A 25,926-nucleotide genomic window follows, 5' to 3' on the forward strand; every position below is an offset into this window, starting at 1 on the left:
GTATGTTTAACCGTCACTTAGCAGGCAGCAATGGCGTTTTGCGCTATGCTTTATGCAGCGTTTATCCCCTCACTGATAGCTGACCTGATGATAACAAAGCCAGAGTTAAAATTTGTCACCCTGCTGCAAAACCCCTGGTTTGGTGCTGCGGTGTATCTGTTGTTGGGCTTGGCCTGGATAGCGGGTAGTGACGCTGTGCTGGCCTGGCTGATCAGCGACACCTCCTTACTGACCCAGTACCAGAGTTATAAAGGTTACTTTTACGTCACGCTGACGGCGGTTCTGGCCTGGCTCTTGTTGAGCAAGAAGCAACATTATGTCAGAACACTCAGCGCAACACAGTTAAAAGCACAGCAGCAACTGGTACTGAGCGAGCGGCGCCTACGCACCTTATTAGACAATGCACCGCAAGTCGCTATTCAGGGCTATTACGCTGATGGCACCACCTTTTACTGGAACAAAGCCAGTGAGTTGATCTACGGCTACAGTAAAGACGAAGCGATTGGCCGTAATTTGCTCGAGCTGATTATCCCTTCTTATATGCAGGCTAATGTTGCTAAAGCGATGGCACAGATGGCCGGAACCGGTATGGCATTACCCTCTGAAGAACTGGTATTGCGGCGCAAAGATGGCTCGTTGGTGCCGGTTTATTCCGGCCATGCGGTGGTAAAGTTGCCTGACACTGAGCCGCAAATTTACTGCATCGACGTCGATCTGACTGAACGGAAGCAGCAAGCGGCAGAGCTGGCATTTTTAACCGAGTATGATGTTGTAACCCAGTTACCCAACCGGCAACACTTTCATCAGTGTGTTAGCCAGGCGCTGGCGCAAGCAGACAAAGCGCAGAGCCAGGTTGCTGTGATGTTGATGGATCTGGACAACTTTAAAGATATTAACGACAGCTACGGTCATAGTGCCGGTGATCAGCTGTTGATGCAGGTCAGTCAGCGTTTGCAGCGTTGTTGTGCGCCCAGCCATACTCTGGCACGGCTTGGTGGCGACGAATTTGCTGTGCTGGTGAGTCCGGTTGCTTCGCCGGAGCAGTTAACCGCGTTGGCGGAGCAGTTGCTCAGTCAGTTGCAACAACCCTGCCTGCTGGGTGAGGGTAAAGAGGTGATAACGACAGCTTCTATTGGTATCAGCTTGTACCCTGATCATGCGATAAACAGCGAAGATCTGATCCGTGCAGCCGATGCCGCCATGTATAAAGTCAAACACGCCGGGCGTAACCATACCGCATTTTATTCGGACGAGCTGACAGCTCAGGCTCGCTACCGGGTCTTGCTGGAGAGTAAGCTACGTCAGGCGCTAAAGAGTGATAAGCTCCAGTGCTACTATCAGCCCCAGGTTGATATTCAAAGCGGCAGGCTAATAGGTGCCGAGGTATTACTGCGCTGGCATGATGCCGAACTTGGCTTTATTGCACCTGCGGTGTTTATTCCGCTGGCAGAAAGCTGCGGCTTAATCCATGCGCTCGGGCTTTGGGTACTGCAGCACAGTTGCCGCCAGTTCAGTGACTGGCTGGCGCAGGGCTGTGCGCCCTTTAGTCTGGCGGTTAATGTGTCTGCGCATCAGTTTGGCAAAGACCAGCTGCTGGATGAGCTGCGCCAGGTACTGCATGAAACCGGCATGCCGCCACATTGTCTGGAACTGGAAGTAACCGAAAGCGCCTTGCTGCTTGATGAAACGAAAGTGGTTGCTCTGATGCAGCAGATAAAAGCGCTTGGTGTCAGGCTGGCCATCGACGATTTTGGCACTGGTTACTCCTCGCTGTCGTATCTGAAACGTTTGCCGCTGGATGTACTTAAGATTGACCGGCGTTTTATTGAACATATCCCGCACGCTAACGACGATAAACAAATAACCAGCGCTATTATCGCGCTGGCACACAGCATGAACTTCAAAGTGCTGGCTGAAGGGGTTGAAACAGCCGAACAGCTGGCTTTTTTGCAGCAGCAGGCGTGTGATTACTACCAGGGCTACTACTACAGTAAGCCATTACCAACAGCGGAGTTTGTTGCCTTGCTCAGCCAGCCGCTTAACGGTTAATGCTGATTTGGCTGTAGCCGAGCCCTTGGCGCTTCGCGACTTTTATTTGCACGGCAATGCGTTCTTTCAACGCCTCGACATGGCTGATAATGCCAATCATCTTACCGCTGGCATTTAAGTTATCTAAAGCACTCAGCGCACTGTCCAGCGTATCGGCATCAAGGGTGCCAAAGCCTTCATCGAGAAACAACGAATCGATGCGGGTTTTGTGGCTAACCAAATCCGATAACGCCAGCGCCAGCGCCAGACTGACCAGAAAACTCTCACCGCCGGATAAGGTTTTCGTGTCGCGCACGGCATCCGCCTGCCAGGTATCCAATACCACTAGCTCCAGTTCGGCGTCCGGATGGCGGGCCAGCTGATAGCGGTTGTGCAGCACGGCCAGCTGACGGTTGGCCAGTACAATCAGCTGTGCCAGCGTCAGGCCCTGGGCAAAGCGGCGGTAACGGGCGCCATCGGCCGAGCCAATCAAGCTATTAAGACGTTGCCAGTATTCATATTGCTGCTGGCCTGCACTGATCTGCTGTAATAATTGTTGCTGGGCCTCACGCTGACGTGCATCGCTATTGAGTTGCTGCTGCAACTGGCCGCTGCGTTCTGTCAGCTGCTGCAACTGGTGCTCAAGCTGCGTTAGCTGGGCGCTAAGCTCGCCAGCGCTGAGGCGGGTGAGCGGCTGTGTTGCCAGCTGTTGCTGACGCTGTTGCCAGTCGTGCAGCAAATATTGTGCGGCGGCTTCACGCTGCTGTAAGTCCTGCTGTAGTTGCGTCAACCGATTGTGCTCATCATCAGGCAACAGTGCCGCCAAAAAGGCGGTTTCGTCGGCAAAATCGCTTAGTGCTAATGCGTGTTGCCACTGCTGCTCAGCCTGCAGCCGAGTGTGCTCTAACTGCTGCTGCTGACGCTGCAGTGCCTGCTGCTCACCAAGATGTTGCTGCAGCTGTTGCTGTTGCTGCTGTAGCCTGTGTTCAATATCGCTGAGCGGGTCAGTGCCGCTAGGCGCTGCCAGCTGTGGTGGCTGCGGCTGCGAGGTTAGCGTTTGATACTGCTGTTGCCATTGGGATAACTGGCTGGCCAGGGTCCTTTGCTGCTCGTCAATGCGCTCTGCCTGCTGGCTGGCTAGCTGTTGCTGATGTTCAAGCGCGGTCAACTGATTGCTCAGTTGCTGCAGCTGCTCTTTATGCTGTTGCTGTAAGCTTTGTTGTTGTTCCAGCCTGGCAAGCTGGTTGCTGCTTTGCTCAAGTTCATTGCTCAGCCGGCTTAAGGCGGTGGTAACATCCTGTGCCTTCTGATAACCACTGGGTTGTAACAGGCTATTCAGCTCGGCCAAATCAGTTTGTAGCTGTTGTTGCTGCTGAGCCAGCTGCTGTAAGGTGGCTTGAAAAGCGGCATCGCGTTTATTCAGCGTTTCACCCTGCGCCTGTACTTGTTGCAGCTCCTGCTCCAACTGCTGTAATTGCGCGCCTGTGCTGTGGCTATCCAACTGCTGATATTGGCTGATTGCCGGGTGTTCTGTTGCGCCGCACAGTGGGCAGGGCTGGCCGGGCCTTAGCTGGTCCCGGTGTTCTGATAGCTGCATGATCAGTTGCTGTTGCGCCAGCAGCTGCTTTTTATCCTTTATCCGTTCGTTCAGGCTTTTATAGTGTTGGCGCAGGGTTAACAGTGCTGTAGTCAGTTGTTGCTGTTGCTGCTGTGTCTCCTGCTGCTGCGTCTGACAGCTGGCCAGTTGCTGTTGTAACTTGCCTTGCTGCTGCAAGTGTTGCTGGGTTTGCTGCAGCGCAAACTGCTGCTCACGCAACTGCTGCTGTTGATGGCGCAATTGCTCCGGCGCGGCTGCGCCGAGGGCTGTCGTTAGCGCTTGTAGCGCTGTGGTCACGCTGTGCTGCTCAGTAATAATGTGTTGGCGCTGTTGCTGGCGTTGCTGCTGCGCACTGTTAAGCGTGGCGGCTTGTTGCTGCAACTGCTGTTGTTGGTGGCTCAGTTGCCCGATACCTTCTGCCACCGTGCTGGCCTGCTGCTGCTCTAAGGTGGCCAGTTGTTGTTGCACGCTGTGTTGCTGCGCCACGCACTGTGCCAGTTGCTGCTGTGCCGCCTGCACAGCCTGATACAGCGGTGACAATTTGCTGGCCGGTTGATGTTGCCTTAGCCTGGCAAGGGCCGGTTGCTGTGCAACGCTGGCTTGCCTGGCTGCTTCAAGGGCCGCGCCGGCTTGCTTCATTTCGTTGTCGGCACTGTCCAGCTGTTGGCGCCACTGAAGTGCTTGCCGTTGCTGCGTTAACTGCTGCAGGTATTGCTGCTGCTGTTGTTTCAGCTCGCTAAGCTCAAGGCTAAGTTGTTGTTGCTGTTCGGCGCTGAGCAGTTCAACTGCGCCGGCTTTGGCCTGCAACAGCTCCAGTTGTGTTTTTTGCTCGCGGCAATCGCTAAATACCTTTTGTGACAGGCGGCCATAAATGTCGGTGCCGGTTAACTCTTCCAGCAGCTCTGCCCGTTCGTTGGCGTCGGCATTTAAAAAGGCGGCAAAGCTGCCCTGCGCCAGTAGCATCGACTTGGTAAAACGGCCAAAATCCAGGCCGGTGATCTCGCTTACCAAACGCAGTTTATCACTGGTTTTATCGGCTAATATGGTGCCATCAAGCCGGGCCAATTCAGTTTTGGCCGGTTGCAGGTTGCCATCGCTGTGGCCGCGGGCGCGGCGTTGGCTCCAGAACGCGCGGTAGCCGGCGCCTGCGACTTCAAATTCGACCTCCGCCAGGCATTCACTGCAGTGCCGGCTCATTAGCTCATTACTGGTAGGCGAGGTTTTCAGCCGTGGCGTCTGGTGGTACAGCGCCAGACAAATCGCGTCTAAAATAGTGGTTTTACCGGCGCCGGTCGGGCCGGTGATGGCAAAAATATTACTTTGATTAAACGGCGGTTGGCGAAAATCTATTGTCCATTCACCGCGCAGCGAGTTCAGGTTTTGTAGCCGTACCGATAAAATTTTCACTCTGCTGCCTCCACACTCGCCAGTACCTGCTGGTGCAGCGCGGTTAGCTGCTGTTGCTGTTCGTCACTGAGGCTTTCATTGCTCAGGCGGGCCTGCCATACCTGTTGCGGTGTTAGCTCTGCCAGACTCTGCTGCTCGGGTGCGCTAAAGGCTGTGCTGTTGCTGCTACGTTGACGACGCAGCCGCAATAGCTCTACCGCTAAGCCTTGCAGCAAGGGTTCCACCCGTTGCTGCAAATCTGTTAGATAGGCATCGGTTTCGCTGATCACCAGCTCCAACCACAGGGTTTCACCGGCCTTAAGCGGCGCTGTGGCCTGCTCAAGGCGCTGCGGCAGCTCCAGCAGGCTGCAGTGTATGCTGCACAGCGGTTGAAAACAGGGAATTGCCAGGCTGCTGACGCTTTTACCTTCAGGGGTAAACTCAATGAGCCAGGCCTGCTTTTGCTGGCCGGCTTCATCAAAGCTCAGTGGCAGCGGTGAGCCGCTGTAGCGAATGTCGGTAGTGGTGTTAAGCTGCTGGCTTTGATGAATATGGCCCAGCGCAATGTAATCTGCAGCTGGAAAGGCGGCAGCAGAAAAGGCTTCCAGACTGCCGATATAAATATCCCGCACCGATTCTGACTGGCTGATACCCACAGTGGTTAAATGGCCGGTCATCACTATTGGCAGGCTGAGTTTGTGCTGCTGATTATGCTGCTGCGCCAGCGTGAATAACTGCTGGTAATGGGCGGCTATGGCCTGCTGCAAATCACGTTGCTTTTCGCTGCCGCTCTGGCCGCTTTGGCTTTGCAGCAGGTCGCGCGGGCGCAAAAATGGCACGGCGCACAGCAGCAGCGCTGGTTGCTGATCACGGTTGTACAGTGTTAACAGTTGCTGGCTGATATCAGCGCTTGGGCTGGCCACGACCGTGGTGTTCAGGCAGCGTAACAGGTTTTTACTCTCGTTCAGGACGGCAGCGGCATCATGGTTGCCGCCTAAGATCACCAACTGACAGCCACTGCCCTGCAGGTCGACAATAAACTGGTTATACAGCTCACGGGCGTAGCTGGGCGGTGTGGCGGTGTCGAAAATATCGCCGGCAACAATAATGGCATCGATTTGTTGTTGTGTTACCTGTGTTACCAGCCAGTGCAAAAAAGCCTGATGCTCTGCTAAGCGGCTGCGGCCAATAAAATGCTGGCCCAAATGCCAGTCAGAGGTGTGCAAGATGCGCATAATGCCAAAAGTCGCTGAATTTCGTCGCGAAAGCATACCGGATCCCAGCACAGACAGCAAAACGCCGATCGGGCGGTTAAACACCGATCGGCGCTTGGCTTTACATTGCGCTACTAACTGCGCAGCAGTGGCTTATTGCGCAACCTGCAGCTTGTCTATCACCCGGCTGACGTCGTCGGTGTTTTTCGCTATCGCGATCGCTAAATCTTTTTCCGCGTCAGACTCTACTTCGCCTTGCAGCGTTACCACACCGTTCTTCGCATCGACATCAATAGCGCTGCCGCTGACTTCTGATTCAAACAATAAGCGGGTTTTTACCACAGTCGCAATTTTCGCATCTTTTAAGCCGCTATTGTCGTTAGCGCCAGCCTGTTTGTCTGTGGCCATCACCGTTAGCTGATTATCCACTTTAGTAACACCGTCCAGGTTTTCAATCAGCTCTTCCGCCAGGGCTTTATCCACGTCAGTTGTCACCTTACCGGTTAGCGTAACCATGCCGTTTTCAACATCCGTATTGATATCAAATGAGTTCAGGTTGCCGTTAAGTAGCAGGGTCGTTTCGGCTTTGCCGTCAATCCACGCATCTTTAGCGCCGTCTTTCCAGTCGTTGGCTGATGCTGCTGTTGTCGTTAATGCCAAAGCCATCATCATTGTTAATGTTGTACGTTTCATGTTGTCGCTCCTTTGTAGTGAGACAAGGTTGATAATGCCAATTTGATGCCAAAAATTAACTTGTTGTTTTTAATGATGATTATTCTGTTATTCAGTTCTTGTTAATTTTTTGTTTGTATTTTTTGCCCATGACCCGGTAAAACTTGCAATAGCGCGAACAGCGAGTCTGTGGCCATTTGCAGCGCCGCTGACAAGTGTGCCAGTGTCGCTTTCATTTGCTGCTGCTTTGCGGTTTTGCTCAGCTGTTTCATTACGGCTAACTGCTGTTGCAGCAGGCCGCTAAGCTCTGTCAGCTTAGCCGGCTGCGGCAAGTGATGTGTTGCCGCCTGTTGCAGATACCACTGTTGTATTGCTGCCAGTTGTTTATGCTGCGGCACTGCTATACCGCCGGACGCAGCCAATTGCTGGCTAGCATGATGGTGCAAGGTTGCCAGTGCGGTGAAATGATAGCGTAGGTTGCTGTCGCCGCTGTGTTGGGCAGCGTGCTGATAGAAATGCCGGGCGGCCTCGCAGGTGGCCGATACAGCAGCCAGAATTTGTTGCTCAGGTAGGGTTAAGCCGCCATGCGCCATAATGTCTGTCCTCTGCATATTGTTTGCTGTCAGAGTTCATATTCAATTCATATACCAAGGCGTAAGTTTCTGATCTTTTTTGGTATTTTTTGTTAAGGCCTGTAGCCGCGCGGCATTGCTGGTAAGTTTTACCCGCTGGCATTGTTAAATTTACAGTGCTGACATAAAGTTAAGCATTGCAACTGAGAGCCGACAGATGACACGACCACGTTTGTTTATGCATGTACAAGACCAGGAGCTGGCCAACCAGCTTATGCAGTCTGCGGTGGTACGTCAGTTTGTGCTTAGCCGTAGTAGTGACGCCATGCCCTGGTCTGAGCAACTGCTGCAGCAGAGCTGCGATCTGGCCTTTATCCAGGCCGATAAACACAGCAAAGCCGACTACCAGCGCCTGATTGACAGCCGCTTGCTGGCAGAAATTGATTTTATTGTCGTCAGCGATGGCAATCCTGATCCTATGTTGGACCAGTTAATGCGCTGTGGTGCGGGTTATCATTTTCGCCAGCCGCTGGATATGGCAAGTATTTTTGACACCCTGCAGGATTTCTATCAGCAATTGCAATCGCACCAGCACAGCGTTAGCAGTGCCACCAGTGTGCTGGACCAATTTGGCCTGTTGGTGGGGTCGTCCAGAGTGATGCTAAAGCTATACCGCACTTTACGTAAAGTGGCGGTAACCGAAGCCAATGTGCTGATCAGTGGCGAAAGCGGTGCCGGCAAAGAGCTGGTGGCCAATACGCTGCATTTAGCCAGTTACCGTGCCGAGCAGCCGTTTGTCGCGATTAACTGTGGTGCCCTGAGCCCGGAGCTGGTTGACAGTGAGTTATTTGGTCATAGCAAAGGGGCTTTTACCGGTGCGCTGCGTGAGCACCAGGGTGTGTTTTCGCAAGCTGAAGGGGGCACGCTGTTTTTAGATGAAGTAACCGAAATGCCACTGGAGCAACAGGTAAAATTGCTGCGGGTGTTGGAAAGCGGAGAGTACCGGCCGGTTGGCAGTGACAAAGTGTATCAGGCAAATGTGCGGGTTGTCGCCGCGACGAACCGTGAACCACAGCAAGCCATTTCAGAGGGTATACTGCGCGAAGATTTATATTTTCGCCTGGCGCAGTTTCCGGTGCAGGTACCGCCACTGCGAGATCGTGGCGATGACATTAGCGGTCTGGCCCGGCATTTTCTGGCGTATCGCAATGCGCAGGAGCAACAGCAGAAAAGGCTAACCGCAGAGGCGTTGCAGCGGATTGCCGAGCATAGCTGGCCGGGTAATGTGCGTGAGTTAAAGCATGCTATAGAGCGCGCGTATATTTTGGCCGATCAGCGGATAGAAACGGAGCACTTGTTACTGAATATGCCAGAAGATAGCGCGGCATCTTGCCCGGCACAGGTGCCCTCGGGTGTGCCGTTACAGCAGTTGGAAAAGGCTGCCATTTTAACGACGCTGGCCGAGAATGACGGTAATAAAACCGATACCGCTTTACAACTGGGGATCAGCGTAAAAACCCTGTACAACAAACTGGAAAAATATCAGCAAACCGACTAACAGCGTCAGGCCGGGGCCACGCTGTTGCCGGTGTTTGCTGTTAAGGTTTAGAGTTGCAGCAGCAGGGCGTGCAAGTCAGCTTTGTCAAAGTGATAGGTTTTATTGCAGTACTCACAGCTGATATCCAGCTGGCCCGTCGCGATATGCTCGTTAATTATCTCCCGGCCGAGGCTGATAATTGCTGCGCTGCATTTCTCGCGTGAACAGCCACAGACAAAGCTGACCGCTTGTGACGGGAACAATTCAACCTGCTCCTGATGAAACAACCGGTACAGTAGCTGTTCGGCGGGCAGGCTAAATATTTCATCCCGGGTCAGGGTGTCGCTTAGCATCACCAAATCGGCAAAATCGGCTTTGGCTTTATCCTGGTCTACCGGTAATACCTGCAACATCAAACCGGCGGCGCGGTTATGCGGTTGTTGTATATCCGTGTAAAGGTATAGCCGGGTAGGCAATTGCTCTGACTGGGCAAAATACGCTTCCAGTGTACTGCTCAGGCTGTCACCACTGAGTGGAATAATGCCTTGATAGCGTTCACCTTGCTTCGGCGTAATGGTAACCAGCAAATAACCTTCACCAATCAGGTCGCGAAAACCGGTACCGGAAATTTCGGCCTGCATCCGCACCACCGCCCGAAACTGCTGTTGGTCGCTGCCGTTAACTGCGGCAAAACGCACCGGGCCATCGCCCTGCAGTTGCACGGCGATATCGCCGTCCAGTTTCAGGGTGGCGGTAAGTAAACTGGTAGCCGCCACCAGCTCGGCTAACAGTTGCTTAACCGGGAGTGGATAGTCATGGTTCAACAGCATTTGATCCAGGCTGTCTGACAGTTGCACCAGCTCGCCGCGCACATTGCGCTGCTGAAATAAAAAGCGATATAAGCTATCTGTGTTCATACGGTTCTCTTACTGCTGCGACTTTAACAATAGCAGCTTGCGCCGCTCTTTTTTGTCGGGTTTAGTATCCGGGTGTGGCGCGAACAAGCTGTTGGTTTTTCTCAGCTCGGCCCGTTGTTGCCGTTGCGCTACACTGGCTGCGGTTTCTTCGTATAACGCTTGGGCCAGTGGCGCCGCTAAGCGTTTGTCAGATAAACCCAGCACAATGACCATTTTTTCATCGCTGCCCTGCGTCAGGCGTATCGTTGCACCGGGCTCTACCGTTCTGCTGGCTTTGCAGCGCTGGCCATTATAATGTACTTTACCACCTTCGATCATCTGTTTCGCCAGGGCGCGGGTTTTGTAAAAACGGCAGGCCCATAACCATTTGTCTAAACGTAATGGCGGGCTGTCAGACTGAGCAGGTGTTTTGGCTTGCGTCATAATGTTTTTGGTCTGGCTGAACTAAGGGTGCCATTATAGTGCCAAATAAGCGGTTTTGGCGCCAGAATAGGCAAAAATACAGTTAATGTGTTGTAAATGTGTGCAGATGACTTGTTGGTGCAATGACAACTGGTTAAGATAAATTTCGTTTTTAAGGCAGAAGTGTGCGATGAAGCCGTTACCCGACCTACAGCATTGGCTAAAACAACTGGAAAAAGTGCCGCTAAACCGGCTGCAGCAGGTACTGAACCTGGTGCTGGTTTTGCTATTAGCCTGGTTGCTGGCCCGGCTTAGCTGGCAGCTGGTGCCAGCTCAGGGGAATAATGCCCAAACGCCAGTGCGGCCTGCGGCGGCGCTCAGCAACGCGACTGCGCCAATCAGCTTGCCGGTGTTAACCGGTTTTGCCTTGTTTGGCAAAGCCAGCAGTGAGCCGGTAAAAACTCCGCAGCCGGTGGTAACCGAAGCGCCAAAAACCCAGCTCAATGTTAAGCTGACCGGTGTGGTGGCGCTGGCTGCCGACCCGGCGATGGGCAGTGCTATTATTGAAAGCCGCGGTAGTGAAGCAACCTATGCGGTGGATGACACTATTGATGGCACTAATGCGGTATTAAAGCAGGTATTAACTGATCGGGTGTTGCTACTGCAAGCCGGGCGCTTTGAAACTCTGATGCTGGACGGCATCGAGTACACCAAGATAGCGCAGGCGAATGCCGGCTTAGGCCGCTCAGATGAGCCGATGACCGATGATGCCTCGCTTGAAATGGCACCGGTACCGGAGCCGATGGAGATGCAACCGCTGCAGGTGAATGAAAAACTGGATATTAGTCGTGATGAGCTGATTGCCGAGCCCATGAGGTTTTTTGATTATATCCGGGTGGCGCCACACCGGCCACAGGGGCAGTTAGTTGGCTATCGCTTAATGCCGGGTAAAGACGCATCATTGTTTAGCCAGTTGGGCTTACAGCCAAATGATTTGGCAATTGAGATCAATGGTATAGCGTTAAACGATATGCAGCAGGCGATGAGTGTGATTAATGAATTACGTGATGCCAAAGAAGCGGCAATTAAAATAGAACGCGATGGTGAGATCAGAGACATTCTGGTAAGCCTGTCACAATAATTATTAAAATTAATTGGTTGTAGAATAATGAAATCAGGGCAACTTTCTCTTTTCTCCCGGCGCTCGCTGGCCAGCTTGTTGGTGGCGGCCGCGTTAACCACCGTTATTCCCGCTGCCTCTGTCGTGGCACAGGAAGAGGTGATGTACTCGCCGAATTTTAAAGGTACCGACATCAATGAGTTTATTAACATTGTCGGCATGAACCTGAAAAAAACCATTATTGTTGACCCGCAGGTGCGTGGCCGCGTGAATGTGCGCAGCTACGAAATGCTGAACGAGCAACAGTACTATCAGTTCTTCTTAAATGTACTGGAAGTGTATAGCTTCGCCGTCGTTGAAATGGACAACGGTGTGTTAAAGGTGGTGCGCAATAAAGATGCGAAAACCAGCAATATTCCGGTGGTAACCGACGATGCGCCGGGCCAGGGTGACGAAATGGTTACCCGGGTGGTGCAGGTACGTAATGTCTCGGTGCGCGAACTGGCGCCTTTATTGCGTCAGTTCAGTAACCAGGCCGGTGGTGGCCATGTAGTAAACTACGACCCGTCAAATGTCATTATGATGACCGGGCCGGCTGCGGTGGTAAACCGTTTGGTGGATATTATTCAACGGGTAGACAAAGCCGGCGATCAGGAACTGGAAATTGTTAAGCTGCAATATGCTTCAGCGCCAGAGATCGTACGTATTCTGGAAAGCATTTACAAAAGCCAGGGCCGGGCTGAGCAACCGGATTTCCTGGTACCCAGAATAGTCGCCGACGAGCGCACCAACAGTGTCATTGTCAGTGGCGAGCTGCAAGCGCGTCAGCGCGTGATTGAACTGGCCAAGCGGCTGGACAGCGAACTGCAAACCAGCGGCAACACCCGGGTGTTTTATTTAAAATATGCCAAAGCCGAAGAGCTGGTGCCGGTATTAAAAGGCGTTAGCGAGTCTATCGTCGCCGAAGTCCAGGGCGGTGCGGGTGGCGCCGCTGCGCAGGGCGGGCGTGGCGCGGCAGCAAATACTGGCCGGGCCATTAGTATTGAAGCGCATGACGACAGCAACTCGCTGGTGATCACGGCCCAGCCGGATATGATGCGTTCGTTAGAAGAAGTGTTGCGCCAATTGGATATCCGTCGTGCCCAGGTGCTGGTAGAGGCCATTATCGTGGAAGTATTTGAAGGCGACGGCACCGATTTGGGCGTGCAGTGGCTGAATGAGAATGGTGGCGGCACTAATTTTAACAATGGTAATACTATTCCGATTATCAGCGTAGCCGCTGGCGCTGCTCAAGCGTCACAGATCACCAGAGGCACGCGAACTGAAGTTGTTGCTCCGGATGGCACAAAAACAGTATCAGAAGTACCGGATTCTAATCGGGACTATTCTTTACTTGGCACTGTATTAAGTGGTTTAAACGGCGCTATGGTCGGCTTCTATAAGGGCGACTGGGCGGCCGTGTTACAGGCAGTACGCACCAGTACTAATTCCAACGTGCTGGCCACACCGCATATTACTACCATGGATAATCAGGAAGCGTTTTTCCTGGTTGGTCAGGAAGTGCCGGTGATCACCGGTTCGACTACCGGTTCAAATAATACTAACCCATTCCAGCAGGTTGACCGGCAGGAAGTGGGTATTAAGCTTAAAGTCACGCCGCAAATTAACGAAGGCGATGCGGTGCAGTTAACCATAGAGCAGGAAGTCTCCAGCATTGGTGGCGCCACAGCAGTGGATATCACCATTAACAAGCGTGAAATTAAAACCACGGTAATGGCTGATGATGGCGCGACCGTAGTGCTGGGTGGCTTAATTGACGAAGATGTGCAGGAAAGTGAATCAAAAGTGCCGTTGTTAGGGGATATACCGGTGCTGGGGCATTTATTTAAATCGACCAGTGTGTCAAAGAAAAAGCGTAATCTGATGGTGTTTATCAAAGCCACCATAGTGCGCGAAGGCTCGGCGATTTCCGGTATTTCAAAAACCAAATATAACTATATCCGCGCTGAGCAGTTAAAGCGTGAGGAAGAAGGCATTCGTTTGATGCCGTTCACCAAACAAGTTGTGCTACCAGAGTGGGACGATTCGCTAAGCCTGCCGCCAACCTTTGACGAATATATGCAGCAGCAACCTGTGACTGATGGTACCAAACCCGGGAAGCAAGATTGATGGATGCGCTGCAAGCAGAACAGGTAAAACCGGCCAGTAGCCGCATTCGCCTGCCGTTTGGTTTTGCCAAACGGCATGGCGTGTTATTGCAACAACAAGCGCACGGCTGGCAGTTATATATCCATACCGCCACGGCGCCGTCGGCCGTGTTGGAAGTACGGCGGATGCTGGCTGAGCCTTTCGTATTACAGCGTTTATCGGCAGTAGAATTTGAAGCCATGCTGGAGGCCTGCTATCAGCGCGACTCCAGTGAAGCCCAGCAACTAATGGAAGACATTGGCAATGAGGTCAATTTAGCCTCGCTGGCCGATGATATTCAGGAAAGCGAAGACCTGCTGGAAAATGAAGACGATGCGCCGATTATCAAGCTGATTAACGCCATGCTGGGTGAAGCCATTAAGCTGGGCGCGTCGGATATTCATGTTGAAACCTTTGAAAAAGCCTTAATAGTGCGGTTTCGGGTTGACGGTATTTTACGTGAAGTGCTGCGGCCAAACCGGCGCTTATCCAGCTTGTTGGTGTCGCGTATTAAGGTAATGGCAAAGCTGGATATTGCCGAAAAACGCGTACCGCAGGACGGCCGTATTAGCCTGCGCATTGCCGGTCGCGCCGTTGATGTGCGGGTATCGACCATGCCATCGAGCCATGGCGAGCGGGTGGTGCTGCGCTTACTGGATAAAAACAACTCGCACCTGAATCTGGCCGATTTAGGCATGACGCCGTCGGTACAGCAGGCCTTCTCACAGCTGATCTTAAAACCGCACGGCATTATTCTGGTTACAGGCCCCACCGGCTCGGGTAAAAGTACCACTTTGTACGCCGGCCTGACGGAAATAAATACTAAAGATCGTAATATTCTTACCGTAGAAGACCCGATTGAGTACGAGCTGGAAGGTATTGGCCAAACGCAGGTTAATACCAAGGTGAATATGACTTTTGCCCGTGGTTTGCGCGCTATTTTGCGCCAGGATCCGGATGTGGTGATGGTGGGTGAAATACGCGATCTGGAAACGGCGCAAATTGCCGTGCAGGCCAGTTTAACCGGCCATTTGGTGTTATCAACCTTGCACACCAACACCGCCGCCGGCGCTATTACCCGCTTAGAGGATATGGGCGTTGAGGCGTTTTTATTATCGTCGAGCTTGCTGGGCGTACTGGCGCAGCGGCTGGTGCGTACCTTGTGCCCGCATTGTAAAGAGGCGCACGAGCCGGATAAAGAAGAGCGCAATTTACTAGGCGTAACGAAAAAAGACGACGTCATTATTTACCGGGCCAAAGGTTGTGAGCATTGTAACCTTACCGGTTACCGTGGCCGAACCGGTATTCATGAGCTGCTGCTGGTCGATGAGCATATCCGCGAGCTGATCCACAATGGTAAAGGCGAGCAGGCCATTGAAAAATACGTACGTCAGCACAGCCCCAGTATCCGCGCGGATGGTTTTAGTAAGGTGTTAAAAGGTGAAACCACGCTGGAAGAAGTGCTGCGTGTCACCCGAGAGGATCTGTAGTGCCGGCTTTTGAATATCAGGCACTGGATGCCCGGGGAAAAAACAGCAAAGGCGTGCTGGAGGCCGACAACGCCCGCCACGCTAGAGTGCTACTGCGCGAACAAAAGCTGACACCGGTCAGCGTCGCGCTGGCGTCGCAGCAGGAAAAATTACTGGCATCCGGTAGCCAGTGGTTTAAGCGCAACATTTCTGCCTCAGAGCTGGCGCTGATCACCCGGCAGCTGGCAACACTGGTGGAAGCGGCGCTACCAATTGAAGGCGCGCTGCTGGCGGTGGCCGAGCAATGCGACAAGCCGCGGCTGAAAAACATGATGATGACAGTGCGCTCTAAAGTGGTCGAGGGCTACAGTCTGGCGGAGGGGTTAGCCGAGTTTCCGCATGTGTTTGACCATCTGTTTCGCTCTATGGTGGCTGCCGGGGAAAAATCCGGCCATTTGGATCAGGTATTAAACCGGCTGGCCGATTACACCGAGCAGCGCCAGCATATGCGCAGCCAGATTTTACAGGCGCTGTTATACCCGATTATTCTGACCTGCTTTGCCATTTTGGTGATCTCCATTTTGCTGGCTGCAGTGGTGCCAAAAATTGTCGGCCAGTTTGAGCATATGGGCCAGTCGTTACCGGGCACTACCCTGTTTTTAATTGCTGCCAGTGATTTTTTACGTGCCTACGGCATAGTGGTGCTGCTGGGTATTATGCTGGCGTTGGTGGCGTTTAAACGCGCCCTGCTCAAACCGGCGTTTCGGTTTCGCTGGGACGCACTGGTGCTGCAAAGCCGCATTATGGGTAAAGTGACCAAGGGCCTGAACACCGCCCGTTTTGCCCGCACCTTAAGTATTTTAAATGCGTCAGCCGTGCCTTTGCTGGAGGCAATGCGCATTAGTGCTGATGTGCTGAGCAATACCTATATGAAGCAGGCCGTGTCAGATGCCACGGCCCGGGTGCGGGAGGGGACCTCACTGCGCAATGCGCTGGAACAAACTAAGCTGTTTCCGCCGATGATGCTGCATATGATTGCCAGCGGTGAAAAAAGCGGCCAGTTAGATTCAATGCTGGAGCGTGCGGCCAATACGCAGGACCGTGAGTTTGAGACCCTGGTCACGGTGTCATTAAAGGTGTTTGAGCCGGTGCTGGTGGCCGTGATGGCCGGTATGGTGTTATTTATTGTGATGGCAATTTTGCAACCGATTTTAGCGTTAAACAATATGGTAGGTGGTGGTTAATATGCAAAGGCAACAGAACAACAAACAGCGCGGTTTTACCTTGCTGGAAGTGATGGTGGTGATCGTGATCCTCGGTATTATCGCCAGCATGGTGGTGCCCAATCTGATTGGCAACCAGGAGCAGGCGGCGCGGCAAAAAGCGGTGGTGGATATTCAGCAACTGGAAAGCGCGCTGGATATGTATCGCTTACGCAATGGTTTCTACCCAACCACCGAGCAGGGCATGCAAGCCTTAGTCACGGCGCCGACGTCGCAGCCGGTACCACGTTCTTTCCCTGAAGGAGGCTTTATCCGCCGCTTACCGAAAGACCCTTGGGATGAAGACTATATTCTGGTCAGCCCCGGCCAGGTTGGCCGTATTGATATCTTAAGTAAGGGCCCGGATCGCACCGCCGGTACCGATGATGATATTGGCAACTGGAACCTTGACGGCAACGAGAGCAATAATAACTAATGCAGTGTCGCCCGGTTAGTCAACGTTACCCGCATGGCTTCACTTTGGTTGAAGTGATGCTGGTTATGTTATTAATCGGTTTATTAGCCACTACGGTGGTGATGAACTTTAGCGGCGAATCACGTGAAGAGCGGCTGGCCAAAGAAGCCGAGCGCTTTCAGCAGTTATTTCAGTTTGTCGCTGAAACGGCCATGTTAAAGCAACAAGAGTGGGGCCTGTACGTCCAGCCTGACCGTTACGGTTTCTTATATTACAGCAATGAAGACGGCAAATGGGCACCCGCCGATGAGCCGGCCAGTTTGCAGCAGTATAAATTGCCGGCAGACATGACACTGAGCCTGGAGCTGGAAGGTCTGCCCGGTGAAGACAGTAATTTACTCAGCCAGTTAGATTGGCAGCTGGATGAAGACGAACAAAGCGAAGAGCAGACAGAGGTACCGGTGTTGCCGCAGGTGTTTATTTTATCCTCCGGTGAGATCAGCCCGTTTCAGCTGCTGCTGAGCGAAACCTCAGACTTAACGCCGCTGTATAGCGCGGTGTCGACAGATTTTGCCATTCCACTGCAGCGCAGTGCAGTGTCGACGGAACGGCCATGAAACGCAGTGGTTTTACCTTACTGGAGTTACTGGTGGCGATGGCAATATTTGCTACCGCCGGTATGGCGATTATGCAGGCCAGTTCGGCGCATATCCGCAGTTTAAGCCAGTTAGATGAGTTGACTATCGCCAGCTATATTGCCAATAACCAGATGCAACTGGCGATGCTGGATAACGACTGGCCCGGTAAAGAAAACAGCCGTGGCGAGCTGGAAATGGCCAATCGCAGCTGGCTGTGGCAACAGCAGTTAACTAAGGTTCCGGATAATGATCTGCGTCTGGTGCAAATCAGTGTCAGTCTGGCTGAAACACCAGAACAAGTGTTATATCAGCTACAAAGTTATAAAGGTAAGCCCGGTGGTTAAGCGGCATGGCGGTTTTACCTTTATTGAGATGCTGCTGGCGGCGGCTATTTTTGCGCTGGTCGGTCTGGCGTCGGTGGCGGTGCTAAGCAGCGTAACGCAGAGCGATGAGTTATCGCAACTGGCTAGCGAGCGCCTGACGCAGTTGCAGCGCACTATGCTGATGCTGGAGCGGGATTTTATGCAGATCAGTGTGCGCCATGTGCGCATTGATGGCGAGCCACCGCAAAAGTACCGGCTGTTTGGCGAAAAGTTTTTGCTGCAAAGTGAAGATCATGGTGTCAGTTTCGCCCGTCAGGGCTGGCGTAACCCCGGCATGATATTGCCGCGCAGTGAAATTCAGGCTGTAGCCTACCGCTTGCAGGAAGGCACTTTGCAGCGTTTGTATAGCTTGTACCCCGATGCCGTTACCGGCACCGAGCCGAAAGTACAACTGCTGCAAAGCGGTTTAGCCGGTTTTGAAGTGCATTATTTACAGGGTGAAGATTGGCTGGAGCGCTGGCAAGACAGTAATTTCCCCGCTGCTGTACGTGTTAGGTTGCTGGATGACAACTTGGGCCGGATAGAGCGTATCTTTATGTTACCGGATGCTGCGGTGAGTGCAGGTGGCCGCGAATGAAGCGCAAGCAGCAAGGTGTAGCCCTGGTAGCAGTATTAATGATTATTGCCATAGTGGTGGTGATTGCCGTTAATATGACCGGGCGGCTGCAATTGCAGTTACAGCGCCAGCAAAATATACAGCAGCAACAGCAGGCATTCTGGTATGCGATGGGGGCGGAGCAATTTGCCCGGGTACTGCTAAGCAGAACCCTGGCTGGCCAGGAAACCGTGCATTTAGGCCAGGATTGGGCGCTAAGTGGTGCCAGCTTCCCGGTGGAAAACGGCACCATTGCCGGTGACATTAGCGATTTGCGTAGCTGCTTTAACCTTAACGCACTACAAAACGTCGTACCGGCCAGTGGCGGCCGGGTTGAACAAACAGCGGCACAAAAAGCCTTTGTACGTTTGTTAGAGTTAAAAGCCTCAGAGCTGTCGATACCGGCTGAATACCTCAGTGCCCGGCTGGGAGACTGGCTGGATGAAGACAGCCTGCTCAGCAGCGCCGGTAGCGCTGAGGATGATGATTATGCTGCGCTGCGTTTTGCTTACTACAGCGCTAATACTCTGATGGCCAGCGTGTCTGAGCTCAGAGTGATCCTGGACATAACACCGGCCGATTATCAATTGCTGGCACCTTTGGTGTGTGTGGTGCCGGAAGATAATAGCTTACTAATAAACGTCAATACCTTAACCGAAGACAATGCGGTACTGTTGGCGGCGGTGATCCCAGAGCTAACCGAGCAAGCGGCGCTGGATATCATAGCCGAACGGCCGGAACAGGGCTTTGCCAGCCTGGATGAGCTGTTTGCGCTAACACAACTGAGTAGTATTACCGTGCCGGACGACGCCAAAAGTCTGCTGTCGCTAAAATCAGATAGCTTCCAGGTAACGGCGACTGCGGCTTATCTGGAAAGTGGTTTTGTCTTAACGTCGGTATTAAAAATAAATGATAATAATCAGGTCAAAGTGTTGGCCCGGCGATTTGGAGGCCAGGGGTGAGTGAACAATTGGTGATCCGGCTAGGTAGCCGGGCAGAGCACAGTATCAGCTGGCTGGTATGGGCCAGCCATGAGCAGGAAGTGATCGCCAGCGGCGAACTGGCCGGCGCCGGGCAACTTACTGAATTGGCTGCCCGGCTCGGCAACCGCCCGGTGGTGGCGCTGGTACCGGCATCCGACGTGGTGTTAAAGCAAGTTAATTTGCCGGCTAAACCGAACCGGCAGTTGTTACAGGCTTTGCCTTACATGCTGGAAGAAGAGCAGGCAGAAGATATTGAGCAGCTGTTTCTGGCACTGGGCGCGGTAGAGCAGTTTGACGGCCAGTACAGCCAGCAGGTTGCAGTGTGCCAACGTGAACGGCTGGAACAATGGTTGAGCTGGTTGCAACAGGCTGGTTTTAGTGTCAGCCGCATGTTACCGGATGCGCTGTTGCTGCCGGAACAACAGCTGCCGGCTTGTATTCAGTTGCATGAACAGTGGTTATTAAAACAAAGCAGCTGGCAGGTCTCGGCTGTCGATGCCGCCTGGTGGCACGATTATCTGCAATTGGCGGCACTGCCGATGCTCACCAGCTACAGCCCCTGGCCGGAGGAAGTGCCGCAAAGCCATCAGCTGGCTGAGCCGGAGTTACCGCTGGCGCTGTTAGCCAAAGAGCTGCCGCGGCATGATTTTAATTTGCTGCAGGGCGAGTATAAACCTAAACGCCAGGTAAACCGTCATCTGCAGCTATGGCGAAGCAGTGCGTTGCTTGGCGCAGCCTGTCTGGTGCTGTATATGTTGCAGCTTGGGCTTAACAACTGGCAACTGGCCCGACAAAGTGCAGCATTGCAGCAGCAAAGCCAGGCCTTGTACCAACAGGCATTTCCCAATGAGCGGCTGGTGAATCTGAAGTTACAACTGCAGCAAAAATTGGCAGCTGTAGGTGGCGGCCAGCAGCAGGGTTTTTTAGCCTTGCTGCACAGCCTGCAGCAACAGCTGGCTAAGGTGCCGGACATCAGCCTGGAAAATTTACGCTTCGATGCCAAGCGTGTTGAATTGCGCTTTCAGGCCAAAGGTGATGGTTTTCAAAGTTTTGAACGGCTGAAAAGTGCCCTGGAGCAGGCCGGTTTTAGCGTTGAGCAAGGCGCGCTGAGTAACGACGGTGACAAGGTGCAGGGCAGTGTCGCGATACGGGGCAAAGTATGAAGCAGCAGTTAATACACTGGTGGGGTGGCTTACAAAGCCGTGAGCAGCGCTTAGTGGCTGGCGCTGGTGTGGTGGTGGTAATTGGCCTGTTTTACTGGCTGCTATGGCAGCCATTACATCAGGCACAACATGCGCAGCAGCAAAAACTTAACGCCGCACAGCAGCAATTACATGAATTACAGCAGCTGTTGCCGCAGTTACAGGCGTCTGGCGCCTCCACCACCCGCAGCGGTGGCAGCGTCGCGCAGATTATCAGCAACAGCGCCCGTAACAGTGGTATTCGCGTTAGCCGGATGCAGCCACAAAACGAGCAACTAACGCTGGTGCTGGAAGATGTCAGCTTCGAGCAGCTGTTGGGTTGGTTGCATAACTTGCAGTATCAGCACGGTGTGCAGCTACATAGTCTGGACGTTGCCCTGGCAGACAAACCCGGCATAGTGCGGGTTAGACGGATGGTAGTGGAGTAAGCCGCGACAATGAGCAGAAATAAATTAATCCTGATTGGCGTTAGCAGCTACCTGCTGTTTATGTTGTTATTAACACCGGCCAGTTGGTGGCTGAAGCTGGCACCGTTGCCACCACAGCTGCAATTGGGGCCGGTGTCAGGCACCTTGTGGCAGGGCGAGGTGGCTGGCTTAAGTTACCGGCAACTGCAATTAGACAGACTCAGCTGGCGCTTAAATGGCTGGAGCCTGTTCAGGGCTAAGCTGCAATTTGCGCTAAATAGTGGCAGTGCGCAGCGCGCTGATCTGCCGTATTTCAGTGGCAATGCCAGTTATGGCTTTAATGGTGCGGCCATGGATAACGCCTTACTTAAGTTGCCGGTGGCGGCAGTGGTACCCATGTTACCCTTGCCCTTACCGGTGCAGGCCAGTGGTGAGCTGGTACTGGACATCGGTCAGTATCGCCAGGGCCAGCCCTGGTGCCAGACACTTAGCGGCAGTGCCAGCTGGCAGGATGCACGCTTACAAACGCCGACCGGTACCTGGCTGGAGTTGCAAAGCCTGTTTGGCGAATTAAGCTGCGCTGATGGCACAGTAGTATTAACCACCGATGGTGGCAACTTGCTGGGGCTGGATATTAAAGCGGTCATTAATGCCGAAAAACTGTTGGTGAATGGCAGCCTGAAACCCGATGCCAGTATGCCGCAGGAAGTGCATCAGGCGATGCAGTTTCTTGGCAAACCCGATGCACAGGGCCGCTATCCAATCAGTTTCTAAAATTACGGATATCATCCAGCAGTACGCTGTAATCGGTAATGGCCGGAAACTCGGTAATTTGCCGGCTTAACTGCTGGCTGTCCGGGTTGGCGACCGCCAGCAAGTGCTTAATGCCGTAATCCTGCGCGGCTTTTAAAATTGGCAGGCTATCATCGACAAACAGGGTGCGCTCGGGGTTAAAGCCAAGCCGCTGCTGCAGCTTTTGCCACAGCGCCCAGTTTTCTTTGGTAATGCCAAATTCATGGGTTGAGATCAGCGTATCAATGTAGTTGGCCAGTTCAGTGCGCTCGATTTTTAACGATAAGCTGTCCGGGTGGGCATTGGTCACCAGCGCAATCTGCCGGCCACTGTGTTTTAGTGCCGTGAGAAACTCTGGTACATCAGCACGCATGGCAATTTTATGCATCACTTCACGCTTTAGCTCATTGATCGGCAGTTGCAGCCGTTTGCCCCAGTAATCCAGGCAATACCACTCCAGTTTGCCGGTCAGTTCAGCATATTCGGCTTGTAACTGCGCTTTAGCATCACTGACGGTTATGCCACTGATCTGGGCCCAGCGCTGGGGCAGGTGCTGCAGCCAGAAGTAATTATCAAAGTGCAGATCAAGCAGGGTGCCGTCCATATCCAGCAGTACGGTATCAATTTCGGCCCAGTTCAGCATAGGTTTTTCCCGTTAATCGTTTTATAGTAACGGCTTGGATTGTACCAGAGGTGGCAGCATGACGCAGCGGCAGGATGATAAACCCGGCAGTAAACAAAAACCCGACATCTTAAGTGCTGATATCGTAGCACAAAGCCGATTGTTTAAAATTGAACAGCTGGAATTGAAATTCAGCAATGGCGAACTGCGCACCTACGAGCGCATGCGCGGCAGTGGCCGCGGTGCTGTGATGATTATTGCTTGCCCCGACGCTGAACACTTTTATCTGGTACGTGAATATTGCGCCGGTACCCATGACTACCAGCTGGGTTTTCCGAAGGGCCTGATTGACCCGGGTGAAGACATTATGACTGCCGCTAACCGTGAACTTAAAGAAGAGATTGGCTTTGGTGCCCGGCGTTTTATTGCTTTGAAGTCGCTGGCGTTAGCCCCGGGCTATTTTAATGCTACAATGCATATAGTTCTGGCCTTTGATTTATATGCAGAAAGCTTAGAGGGTGACGAACCCGAGCCGCTGGAACTGGTACGCTGGTGTCGTTCGCACAGTGACGCACTGTTGCAGCAAGCCGACTTTACTGAAGCCAGAAGTGTCGCTGCCTTGCTATTAGCGCAGCAATATTTGGAAGCGAATCCGGATGTTTTTGAGCAGACTGCTTGATCCCGTAAAATCCGCAGCCCGTGAGGCTGGGGCAGAGTTATGGCGGTTATATCAAAGCGGTGATTTTCAGCAACAACAAAAAGCCGATGCCAGCCCGGTAACCTCGGCTGATTTGGCCGCTAACCGGATTATTATCAACCGCTTATCTGAGCTAACCCCGGACATTCCGATTATCTCTGAAGAGTCGCGTCTGGCACCTTTAGCGCAGCGTCAGCATTGGCCGCGGTACTGGTTGATTGATCCGATGGACGGCACGCAGGAGTTTGTCGCCAGAAGCGGTGACTTTGCTGTCAGCATCGCGCTGGTAGAGCATGGCTGGCCGGCGCTGGGCGTAATTTACTGGCCAAAAGAAGACGTGTTGTACTATGCCAGCCGTGGCAACGGCGCTTTTAAACAGCAGCGCAACTTGATTAACCGCATCCGGGTAAACCAGCATCAGGCCGGTGACCGGCTAAAAATAGCTATCAGTCGGCGCCAGCCGCTGCAACCGATTGTCAATTTACTGCACAACAAAGACGATGTGGACTATATCGCGCTGGGCAGTTGTTCATTAAAAAGCTGTTTAGTGGCTGAAGGCAAAGCCGATTGTTACCTGCGGCTGGGTCCGACCGGTGAATGGGACACCGGTGCTGTGCATGTGATTGTCGAAGAAGCCGGTGGCAAAATTCTCGACAGTGAATTTATTCCGCTGAGCTACAATCAACGCGATACGCTGGCCAACCCCGATTTTATGGTGATGGGGCAGGCAAGCACACCCTGGCCGCAACTGATCAAAGCCCGTCGTACTGAGCGCGACCTTAGCGCCTGAGGCTGAAAGTTTTCAGCGCATTGTTCATAACTACGCAAAAAAAATGCATAGCCTGGCAAAACCAGCGCTGGCGCGGTTTTTAGCCAAATCAGACGTTTTGCTAACTATCTTTTACGCAGAAAAAACGCTATTATGCCGCCGGGTTTTTGCACAGAAAAACGTCGAATTGTGATAAAAACACCAGGAATTTAAGTCCGCCAGAGACTGCACCCTTACCTACAGTACCCTTAGGAGTTAATCATGTCCGATCTGGATCTGGGCCAATACGGCATCACAGATGTCACGGAAATCGTTTATAACCCGTCGTATGAGCAGCTATTTGCCGAGGAAACCCGCGCAGATCTGCAAGGTTATGAGCAAGGCAAACTGACCAAACTGGGCGCGGTTTCAGTCGATACCGGTATCTTTACTGGCCGCTCGCCAAAAGACAAATACATAGTACGTGATGACACCACGCGTGACACTGTGTGGTGGTCTGATCAAGGTAAAAACGATAACAAAGCCATTACACCAGAGGTGTGGGCTGATCTGAAAGCGTTAGTAACTAAACAGCTGTCAGGTAAGCGTTTATTTGTTGTTGATACCTACTGTGGTGCCAATGCCGACACCCGGCTGGCGGTACGTTTTATTACCGAAGTGGCCTGGCAGGCGCATTTCGTTAAGAACATGTTTATCCGGCCAACGGATGCCGAGCTGAAAACTTACCAGCCCGATTTCATCGTGATGAATGGTGCTAAGTGCACTAACCCGGATTGGCAACGTCACGGGCTAAACTCGGAAAATTTCGTCGCCTTTAACCTGAGCGAGCGTATTCAGCTAATTGGTGGTACCTGGTACGGCGGCGAGATGAAAAAAGGTATGTTCTCGATGATGAACTACTTTTTACCGTTAAAAGGCATCGCCTCTATGCACTGTTCGGCCAACGTCGGCAAAGATGGTGACGTGGCAGTATTCTTTGGTTTGTCTGGCACCGGCAAAACCACCTTGTCGACCGATCCTAAGCGTCAGCTGATTGGTGATGACGAGCACGGCTGGGACGATGATGGCGTATTTAATTTTGAAGGCGGCTGCTACGCCAAAACCATCAATCTGTCGCAAGAAAACGAGCCAGACATTTACAATGCTATTCGCCGTGATGCGCTGCTGGAAAACGTCACTGTGCTGGCAGACGGTGAAATCGACTTTAACGACGGTTCAAAAACCGAAAATACCCGGGTGTCTTACCCGATTTATCATATCGATAATATTGTTACCCCGGTATCTAAAGCTGGCCATGCGAAAAAGGTTATTTTCTTAACGGCTGATGCCTTTGGTGTGTTACCACCGGTATCTAAGCTGACCAAAGAGCAAGCCAAGTACCACTTCCTGTCTGGCTTTACCGCTAAACTGGCCGGTACCGAGCGCGGTATTACCGAGCCAACACCGACATTCTCCAGTTGCTTTGGCGCGGCTTTTTTAAGCCTGCACCCGACCAAGTACGCAGAAGTATTGGGCAAGCGGATGGAAGCGGCCGGTGCTGAAGCTTATCTGGTGAATACCGGCTGGAACGGCAGCGGCAAGCGTATTTCTATTAAAGCCACCCGCGCTATTATCGATGCCATTTTAGATGGCAGCATTGAGAACGCTGAATTTGTCCAGCTGCCGTACTTTAATCTGGCGATGCCAACAGCGTTGCACGGCGTTGATGACGTGTCTATTCTGGACCCTCGCAATACCTATGCCAACGCAGCCGACTGGGAGCTGAAAGCGAAGGACTTGGCGAAACGTTTTGTCGATAACTTTGTTAAGTTTACCGATAACGACGAAGGCAAAGCCCTGGTAGCGGCAGGCCCGCAACTGTAACGCTGGCTGCTAAACCGGAAAAAGCCGCTGCTGCGGCTTTTTTTATGCCGGCTACACGGAAGATAATTGATATCAGCACTGGTAAGCGATTAACAATCTGACTAAAGTAAAGAGCGGTATAGCCGCTAAATATTGTTTAGTAAGCTATTTCTACCAGGTTGACGATAGGCCAGTGCAAAATTTGTCAGTGTCATAAA

The 25,926-nt window shown here is 52.6% G+C and carries 24 protein-coding genes; 17 read left to right on the top strand and 7 right to left on the bottom strand.

Going from position 1 to position 25,926, the window contains the following annotated elements:
• Positions 1-87: 87 nt before the first annotated feature.
• The gene (locus EYB30_RS06795; protein ID WP_166838165.1) at positions 88-2,049 is read left to right on the top strand and encodes a putative bifunctional diguanylate cyclase/phosphodiesterase; all 1,962 of its coding nucleotides are present in this window, start codon (positions 88-90) and stop codon (positions 2,047-2,049) included.
• Here the strand turns inward: EYB30_RS06795 and sbcC are convergent.
• The 4 genes from sbcC to EYB30_RS06815 form a co-directional block, all read right to left on the bottom strand.
• The gene (gene sbcC, locus EYB30_RS06800; protein ID WP_166838166.1) at positions 2,039-5,032 is read right to left on the bottom strand and encodes an exonuclease subunit SbcC; all 2,994 of its coding nucleotides are present in this window, start codon (positions 5,030-5,032) and stop codon (positions 2,039-2,041) included. The genes EYB30_RS06795 and sbcC overlap by 11 nt on opposite strands.
• Positions 5,029-6,282, bottom strand: coding sequence for an exonuclease subunit SbcD (gene sbcD, locus EYB30_RS06805; protein ID WP_241697986.1), 1,254 nt, complete (start codon positions 6,280-6,282; stop codon positions 5,029-5,031). Before sbcD ends, sbcC begins: the two co-directional genes overlap by 4 nt.
• Before the next feature lie 96 nt (positions 6,283-6,378).
• Entirely contained in the window at positions 6,379-6,918 is a 540-nt protein-coding gene (locus EYB30_RS06810) for a BON domain-containing protein (protein WP_166838167.1), read from the bottom strand.
• A gap of 101 nt (positions 6,919-7,019) precedes the next feature.
• Complete coding sequence (locus EYB30_RS06815; protein WP_166838168.1) at positions 7,020-7,508, bottom strand: hypothetical protein; 489 nt, start codon at positions 7,506-7,508, stop codon at positions 7,020-7,022.
• A 178-nt stretch (positions 7,509-7,686) separates the two neighbouring features.
• Here EYB30_RS06815 and EYB30_RS06820 point away from each other — a divergent pair, with 178 nt between their 5' ends.
• Complete coding sequence (locus EYB30_RS06820) at positions 7,687-9,027, top strand: sigma-54 interaction domain-containing protein (protein WP_166838169.1); 1,341 nt, start codon at positions 7,687-7,689, stop codon at positions 9,025-9,027.
• Between the two features lie 47 nt (positions 9,028-9,074).
• Here EYB30_RS06820 and hslO read toward each other — a convergent pair whose 3' ends face one another.
• Complete coding sequence (gene hslO / locus EYB30_RS06825) at positions 9,075-9,923, bottom strand: Hsp33 family molecular chaperone HslO (RefSeq protein ID WP_166838170.1); 849 nt, start codon at positions 9,921-9,923, stop codon at positions 9,075-9,077.
• A 9-nt stretch (positions 9,924-9,932) separates the two neighbouring features.
• On the bottom strand, positions 9,933-10,346 hold the full coding sequence (gene hslR / locus EYB30_RS06830; protein WP_166838171.1) for a ribosome-associated heat shock protein Hsp15: 414 nt from the start codon (positions 10,344-10,346) through the stop codon (positions 9,933-9,935).
• A gap of 169 nt (positions 10,347-10,515) precedes the next feature.
• Here hslR and gspC point away from each other — a divergent pair, with 169 nt between their 5' ends.
• From gspC to EYB30_RS06890, 12 genes are read left to right on the top strand one after another with little or no spacing between them, the layout of a single operon-like run.
• A complete protein-coding gene (gene gspC, locus EYB30_RS06835) occupies positions 10,516-11,466 on the top strand; it encodes a type II secretion system protein GspC (RefSeq protein ID WP_166838172.1) in 951 nt (316 codons plus the stop codon).
• 27 nt (positions 11,467-11,493) lie between these two features.
• Positions 11,494-13,614, top strand: coding sequence for a type II secretion system secretin GspD (gene gspD / locus EYB30_RS06840; RefSeq protein WP_166838173.1), 2,121 nt, complete (start codon positions 11,494-11,496; stop codon positions 13,612-13,614).
• Positions 13,614-15,122 carry a type II secretion system ATPase GspE gene (gene gspE, locus EYB30_RS06845; RefSeq protein ID WP_166838174.1) on the top strand — a complete coding sequence of 503 codons (1,509 nt, stop codon included), beginning with the start codon at positions 13,614-13,616 and terminating at the stop codon, positions 15,120-15,122. Before gspD ends, gspE begins: the two co-directional genes overlap by 1 nt.
• Positions 15,122-16,345 (top strand): type II secretion system inner membrane protein GspF, encoded by a 1,224-nt coding sequence (gene gspF / locus EYB30_RS06850; RefSeq protein ID WP_166838175.1) that lies wholly within the window; start codon positions 15,122-15,124, stop codon positions 16,343-16,345. The genes gspE and gspF overlap by 1 nt, the downstream gene beginning before the upstream one ends.
• A 1-nt stretch (position 16,346) precedes the next feature.
• A complete protein-coding gene (gene gspG / locus EYB30_RS06855; RefSeq protein ID WP_166838176.1) occupies positions 16,347-16,799 on the top strand; it encodes a type II secretion system major pseudopilin GspG in 453 nt (150 codons plus the stop codon).
• Complete coding sequence (gspH, locus tag EYB30_RS06860) at positions 16,799-17,395, top strand: type II secretion system minor pseudopilin GspH (RefSeq protein ID WP_166838177.1); 597 nt, start codon at positions 16,799-16,801, stop codon at positions 17,393-17,395. Before gspG ends, gspH begins: the two co-directional genes overlap by 1 nt.
• Positions 17,392-17,760 carry a type II secretion system minor pseudopilin GspI gene (gene gspI / locus EYB30_RS06865; RefSeq protein WP_166838178.1) on the top strand — a complete coding sequence of 123 codons (369 nt, stop codon included), beginning with the start codon at positions 17,392-17,394 and terminating at the stop codon, positions 17,758-17,760. The genes gspH and gspI overlap by 4 nt, the downstream gene beginning before the upstream one ends.
• Complete coding sequence (gene gspJ / locus EYB30_RS06870) at positions 17,753-18,376, top strand: type II secretion system minor pseudopilin GspJ (RefSeq protein ID WP_166838179.1); 624 nt, start codon at positions 17,753-17,755, stop codon at positions 18,374-18,376. Before gspI ends, gspJ begins: the two co-directional genes overlap by 8 nt.
• Positions 18,373-19,356 (top strand): type II secretion system minor pseudopilin GspK, encoded by a 984-nt coding sequence (gene gspK, locus EYB30_RS06875; protein ID WP_166838180.1) that lies wholly within the window; start codon positions 18,373-18,375, stop codon positions 19,354-19,356. The genes gspJ and gspK overlap by 4 nt, the downstream gene beginning before the upstream one ends.
• Positions 19,353-20,540, top strand: a complete 1,188-nt coding sequence (gspL, locus tag EYB30_RS06880) for a type II secretion system protein GspL (RefSeq protein ID WP_166838181.1) — start codon at positions 19,353-19,355, stop codon at positions 20,538-20,540. Before gspK ends, gspL begins: the two co-directional genes overlap by 4 nt.
• Positions 20,537-21,007 carry a type II secretion system protein GspM gene (gspM, locus tag EYB30_RS06885; protein ID WP_166838182.1) on the top strand — a complete coding sequence of 157 codons (471 nt, stop codon included), beginning with the start codon at positions 20,537-20,539 and terminating at the stop codon, positions 21,005-21,007. The genes gspL and gspM overlap by 4 nt, the downstream gene beginning before the upstream one ends.
• A gap of 9 nt (positions 21,008-21,016) precedes the next feature.
• Positions 21,017-21,760: a type II secretion system protein N gene (locus EYB30_RS06890; protein WP_166838183.1), complete on the top strand. Its 744-nt coding sequence runs from the start codon at positions 21,017-21,019 to the stop codon at positions 21,758-21,760.
• Here the strand turns inward: EYB30_RS06890 and yrfG are convergent.
• Positions 21,750-22,421, bottom strand: a complete 672-nt coding sequence (gene yrfG, locus EYB30_RS06895; RefSeq protein ID WP_166838184.1) for a GMP/IMP nucleotidase — start codon at positions 22,419-22,421, stop codon at positions 21,750-21,752. The genes EYB30_RS06890 and yrfG overlap by 11 nt on opposite strands.
• Before the next feature lie 58 nt (positions 22,422-22,479).
• On the opposite strand from yrfG, the gene nudE reads away from it, so the two are divergent.
• The 3 genes from nudE (at position 22,480) to pckA (ending at position 25,729) form a co-directional block, all read left to right on the top strand.
• Positions 22,480-23,079: an ADP compounds hydrolase NudE gene (gene nudE / locus EYB30_RS06900; protein WP_166838185.1), complete on the top strand. Its 600-nt coding sequence runs from the start codon at positions 22,480-22,482 to the stop codon at positions 23,077-23,079.
• Entirely contained in the window at positions 23,057-23,887 is an 831-nt protein-coding gene (gene cysQ / locus EYB30_RS06905) for a 3'(2'),5'-bisphosphate nucleotidase CysQ (RefSeq protein ID WP_166838186.1), read from the top strand. Before nudE ends, cysQ begins: the two co-directional genes overlap by 23 nt.
• A 240-nt stretch (positions 23,888-24,127) precedes the next feature.
• Positions 24,128-25,729, top strand: a complete 1,602-nt coding sequence (pckA, locus tag EYB30_RS06910; RefSeq protein ID WP_166838187.1) for a phosphoenolpyruvate carboxykinase (ATP) — start codon at positions 24,128-24,130, stop codon at positions 25,727-25,729.
• The last annotated feature ends 197 nt before the right edge of the window (positions 25,730-25,926 follow it).

This window comes from Rheinheimera pleomorphica, from assembly GCF_011634895.1.
In the GTDB taxonomy this organism is placed as follows: domain Bacteria; phylum Pseudomonadota; class Gammaproteobacteria; order Enterobacterales; family Alteromonadaceae; genus Alishewanella; species Alishewanella pleomorphica.

Excerpts from the sequence above, each read along its gene's own strand:
- gspD (WP_166838173.1), top strand. The coding sequence starts at position 11,494 with ATGAAATCAGGGCAACTTTCTCTTTTCTCCCGGCGCTCGCTGGCCAGC.
- pckA (WP_166838187.1), top strand. The coding sequence starts at position 24,128 with ATGTCCGATCTGGATCTGGGCCAATACGGCATCACAGATGTCACGGAA.
- yrfG (WP_166838184.1), bottom strand. The coding sequence starts at position 22,421 with ATGCTGAACTGGGCCGAAATTGATACCGTACTGCTGGATATGGACGGC.
- gspK (WP_166838180.1), top strand. The coding sequence starts at position 18,373 with ATGAAGCGCAAGCAGCAAGGTGTAGCCCTGGTAGCAGTATTAATGATT.
- gspE (WP_166838174.1), top strand. The coding sequence starts at position 13,614 with ATGGATGCGCTGCAAGCAGAACAGGTAAAACCGGCCAGTAGCCGCATT.
- gspC (WP_166838172.1), top strand. The coding sequence starts at position 10,516 with ATGAAGCCGTTACCCGACCTACAGCATTGGCTAAAACAACTGGAAAAA.
- cysQ (WP_166838186.1), top strand. The coding sequence starts at position 23,057 with ATGTTTTTGAGCAGACTGCTTGATCCCGTAAAATCCGCAGCCCGTGAG.
- EYB30_RS06810 (WP_166838167.1), bottom strand. The coding sequence starts at position 6,918 with ATGAAACGTACAACATTAACAATGATGATGGCTTTGGCATTAACGACA.
- hslO (WP_166838170.1), bottom strand. The coding sequence starts at position 9,923 with ATGAACACAGATAGCTTATATCGCTTTTTATTTCAGCAGCGCAATGTG.
- EYB30_RS06815 (WP_166838168.1), bottom strand. The coding sequence starts at position 7,508 with ATGCAGAGGACAGACATTATGGCGCATGGCGGCTTAACCCTACCTGAG.
- EYB30_RS06820 (WP_166838169.1), top strand. The coding sequence starts at position 7,687 with ATGACACGACCACGTTTGTTTATGCATGTACAAGACCAGGAGCTGGCC.
- EYB30_RS06890 (WP_166838183.1), top strand. The coding sequence starts at position 21,017 with ATGAGCAGAAATAAATTAATCCTGATTGGCGTTAGCAGCTACCTGCTG.
- gspI (WP_166838178.1), top strand. The coding sequence starts at position 17,392 with ATGAAACGCAGTGGTTTTACCTTACTGGAGTTACTGGTGGCGATGGCA.
- gspH (WP_166838177.1), top strand. The coding sequence starts at position 16,799 with ATGCAGTGTCGCCCGGTTAGTCAACGTTACCCGCATGGCTTCACTTTG.
- hslR (WP_166838171.1), bottom strand. The coding sequence starts at position 10,346 with ATGACGCAAGCCAAAACACCTGCTCAGTCTGACAGCCCGCCATTACGT.
- gspG (WP_166838176.1), top strand. The coding sequence starts at position 16,347 with ATGCAAAGGCAACAGAACAACAAACAGCGCGGTTTTACCTTGCTGGAA.
- gspM (WP_166838182.1), top strand. The coding sequence starts at position 20,537 with ATGAAGCAGCAGTTAATACACTGGTGGGGTGGCTTACAAAGCCGTGAG.
- EYB30_RS06795 (WP_166838165.1), top strand. The coding sequence starts at position 88 with ATGATAACAAAGCCAGAGTTAAAATTTGTCACCCTGCTGCAAAACCCC.
- sbcD (WP_241697986.1), bottom strand. The coding sequence starts at position 6,282 with ATGCTTTCGCGACGAAATTCAGCGACTTTTGGCATTATGCGCATCTTG.
- nudE (WP_166838185.1), top strand. The coding sequence starts at position 22,480 with ATGACGCAGCGGCAGGATGATAAACCCGGCAGTAAACAAAAACCCGAC.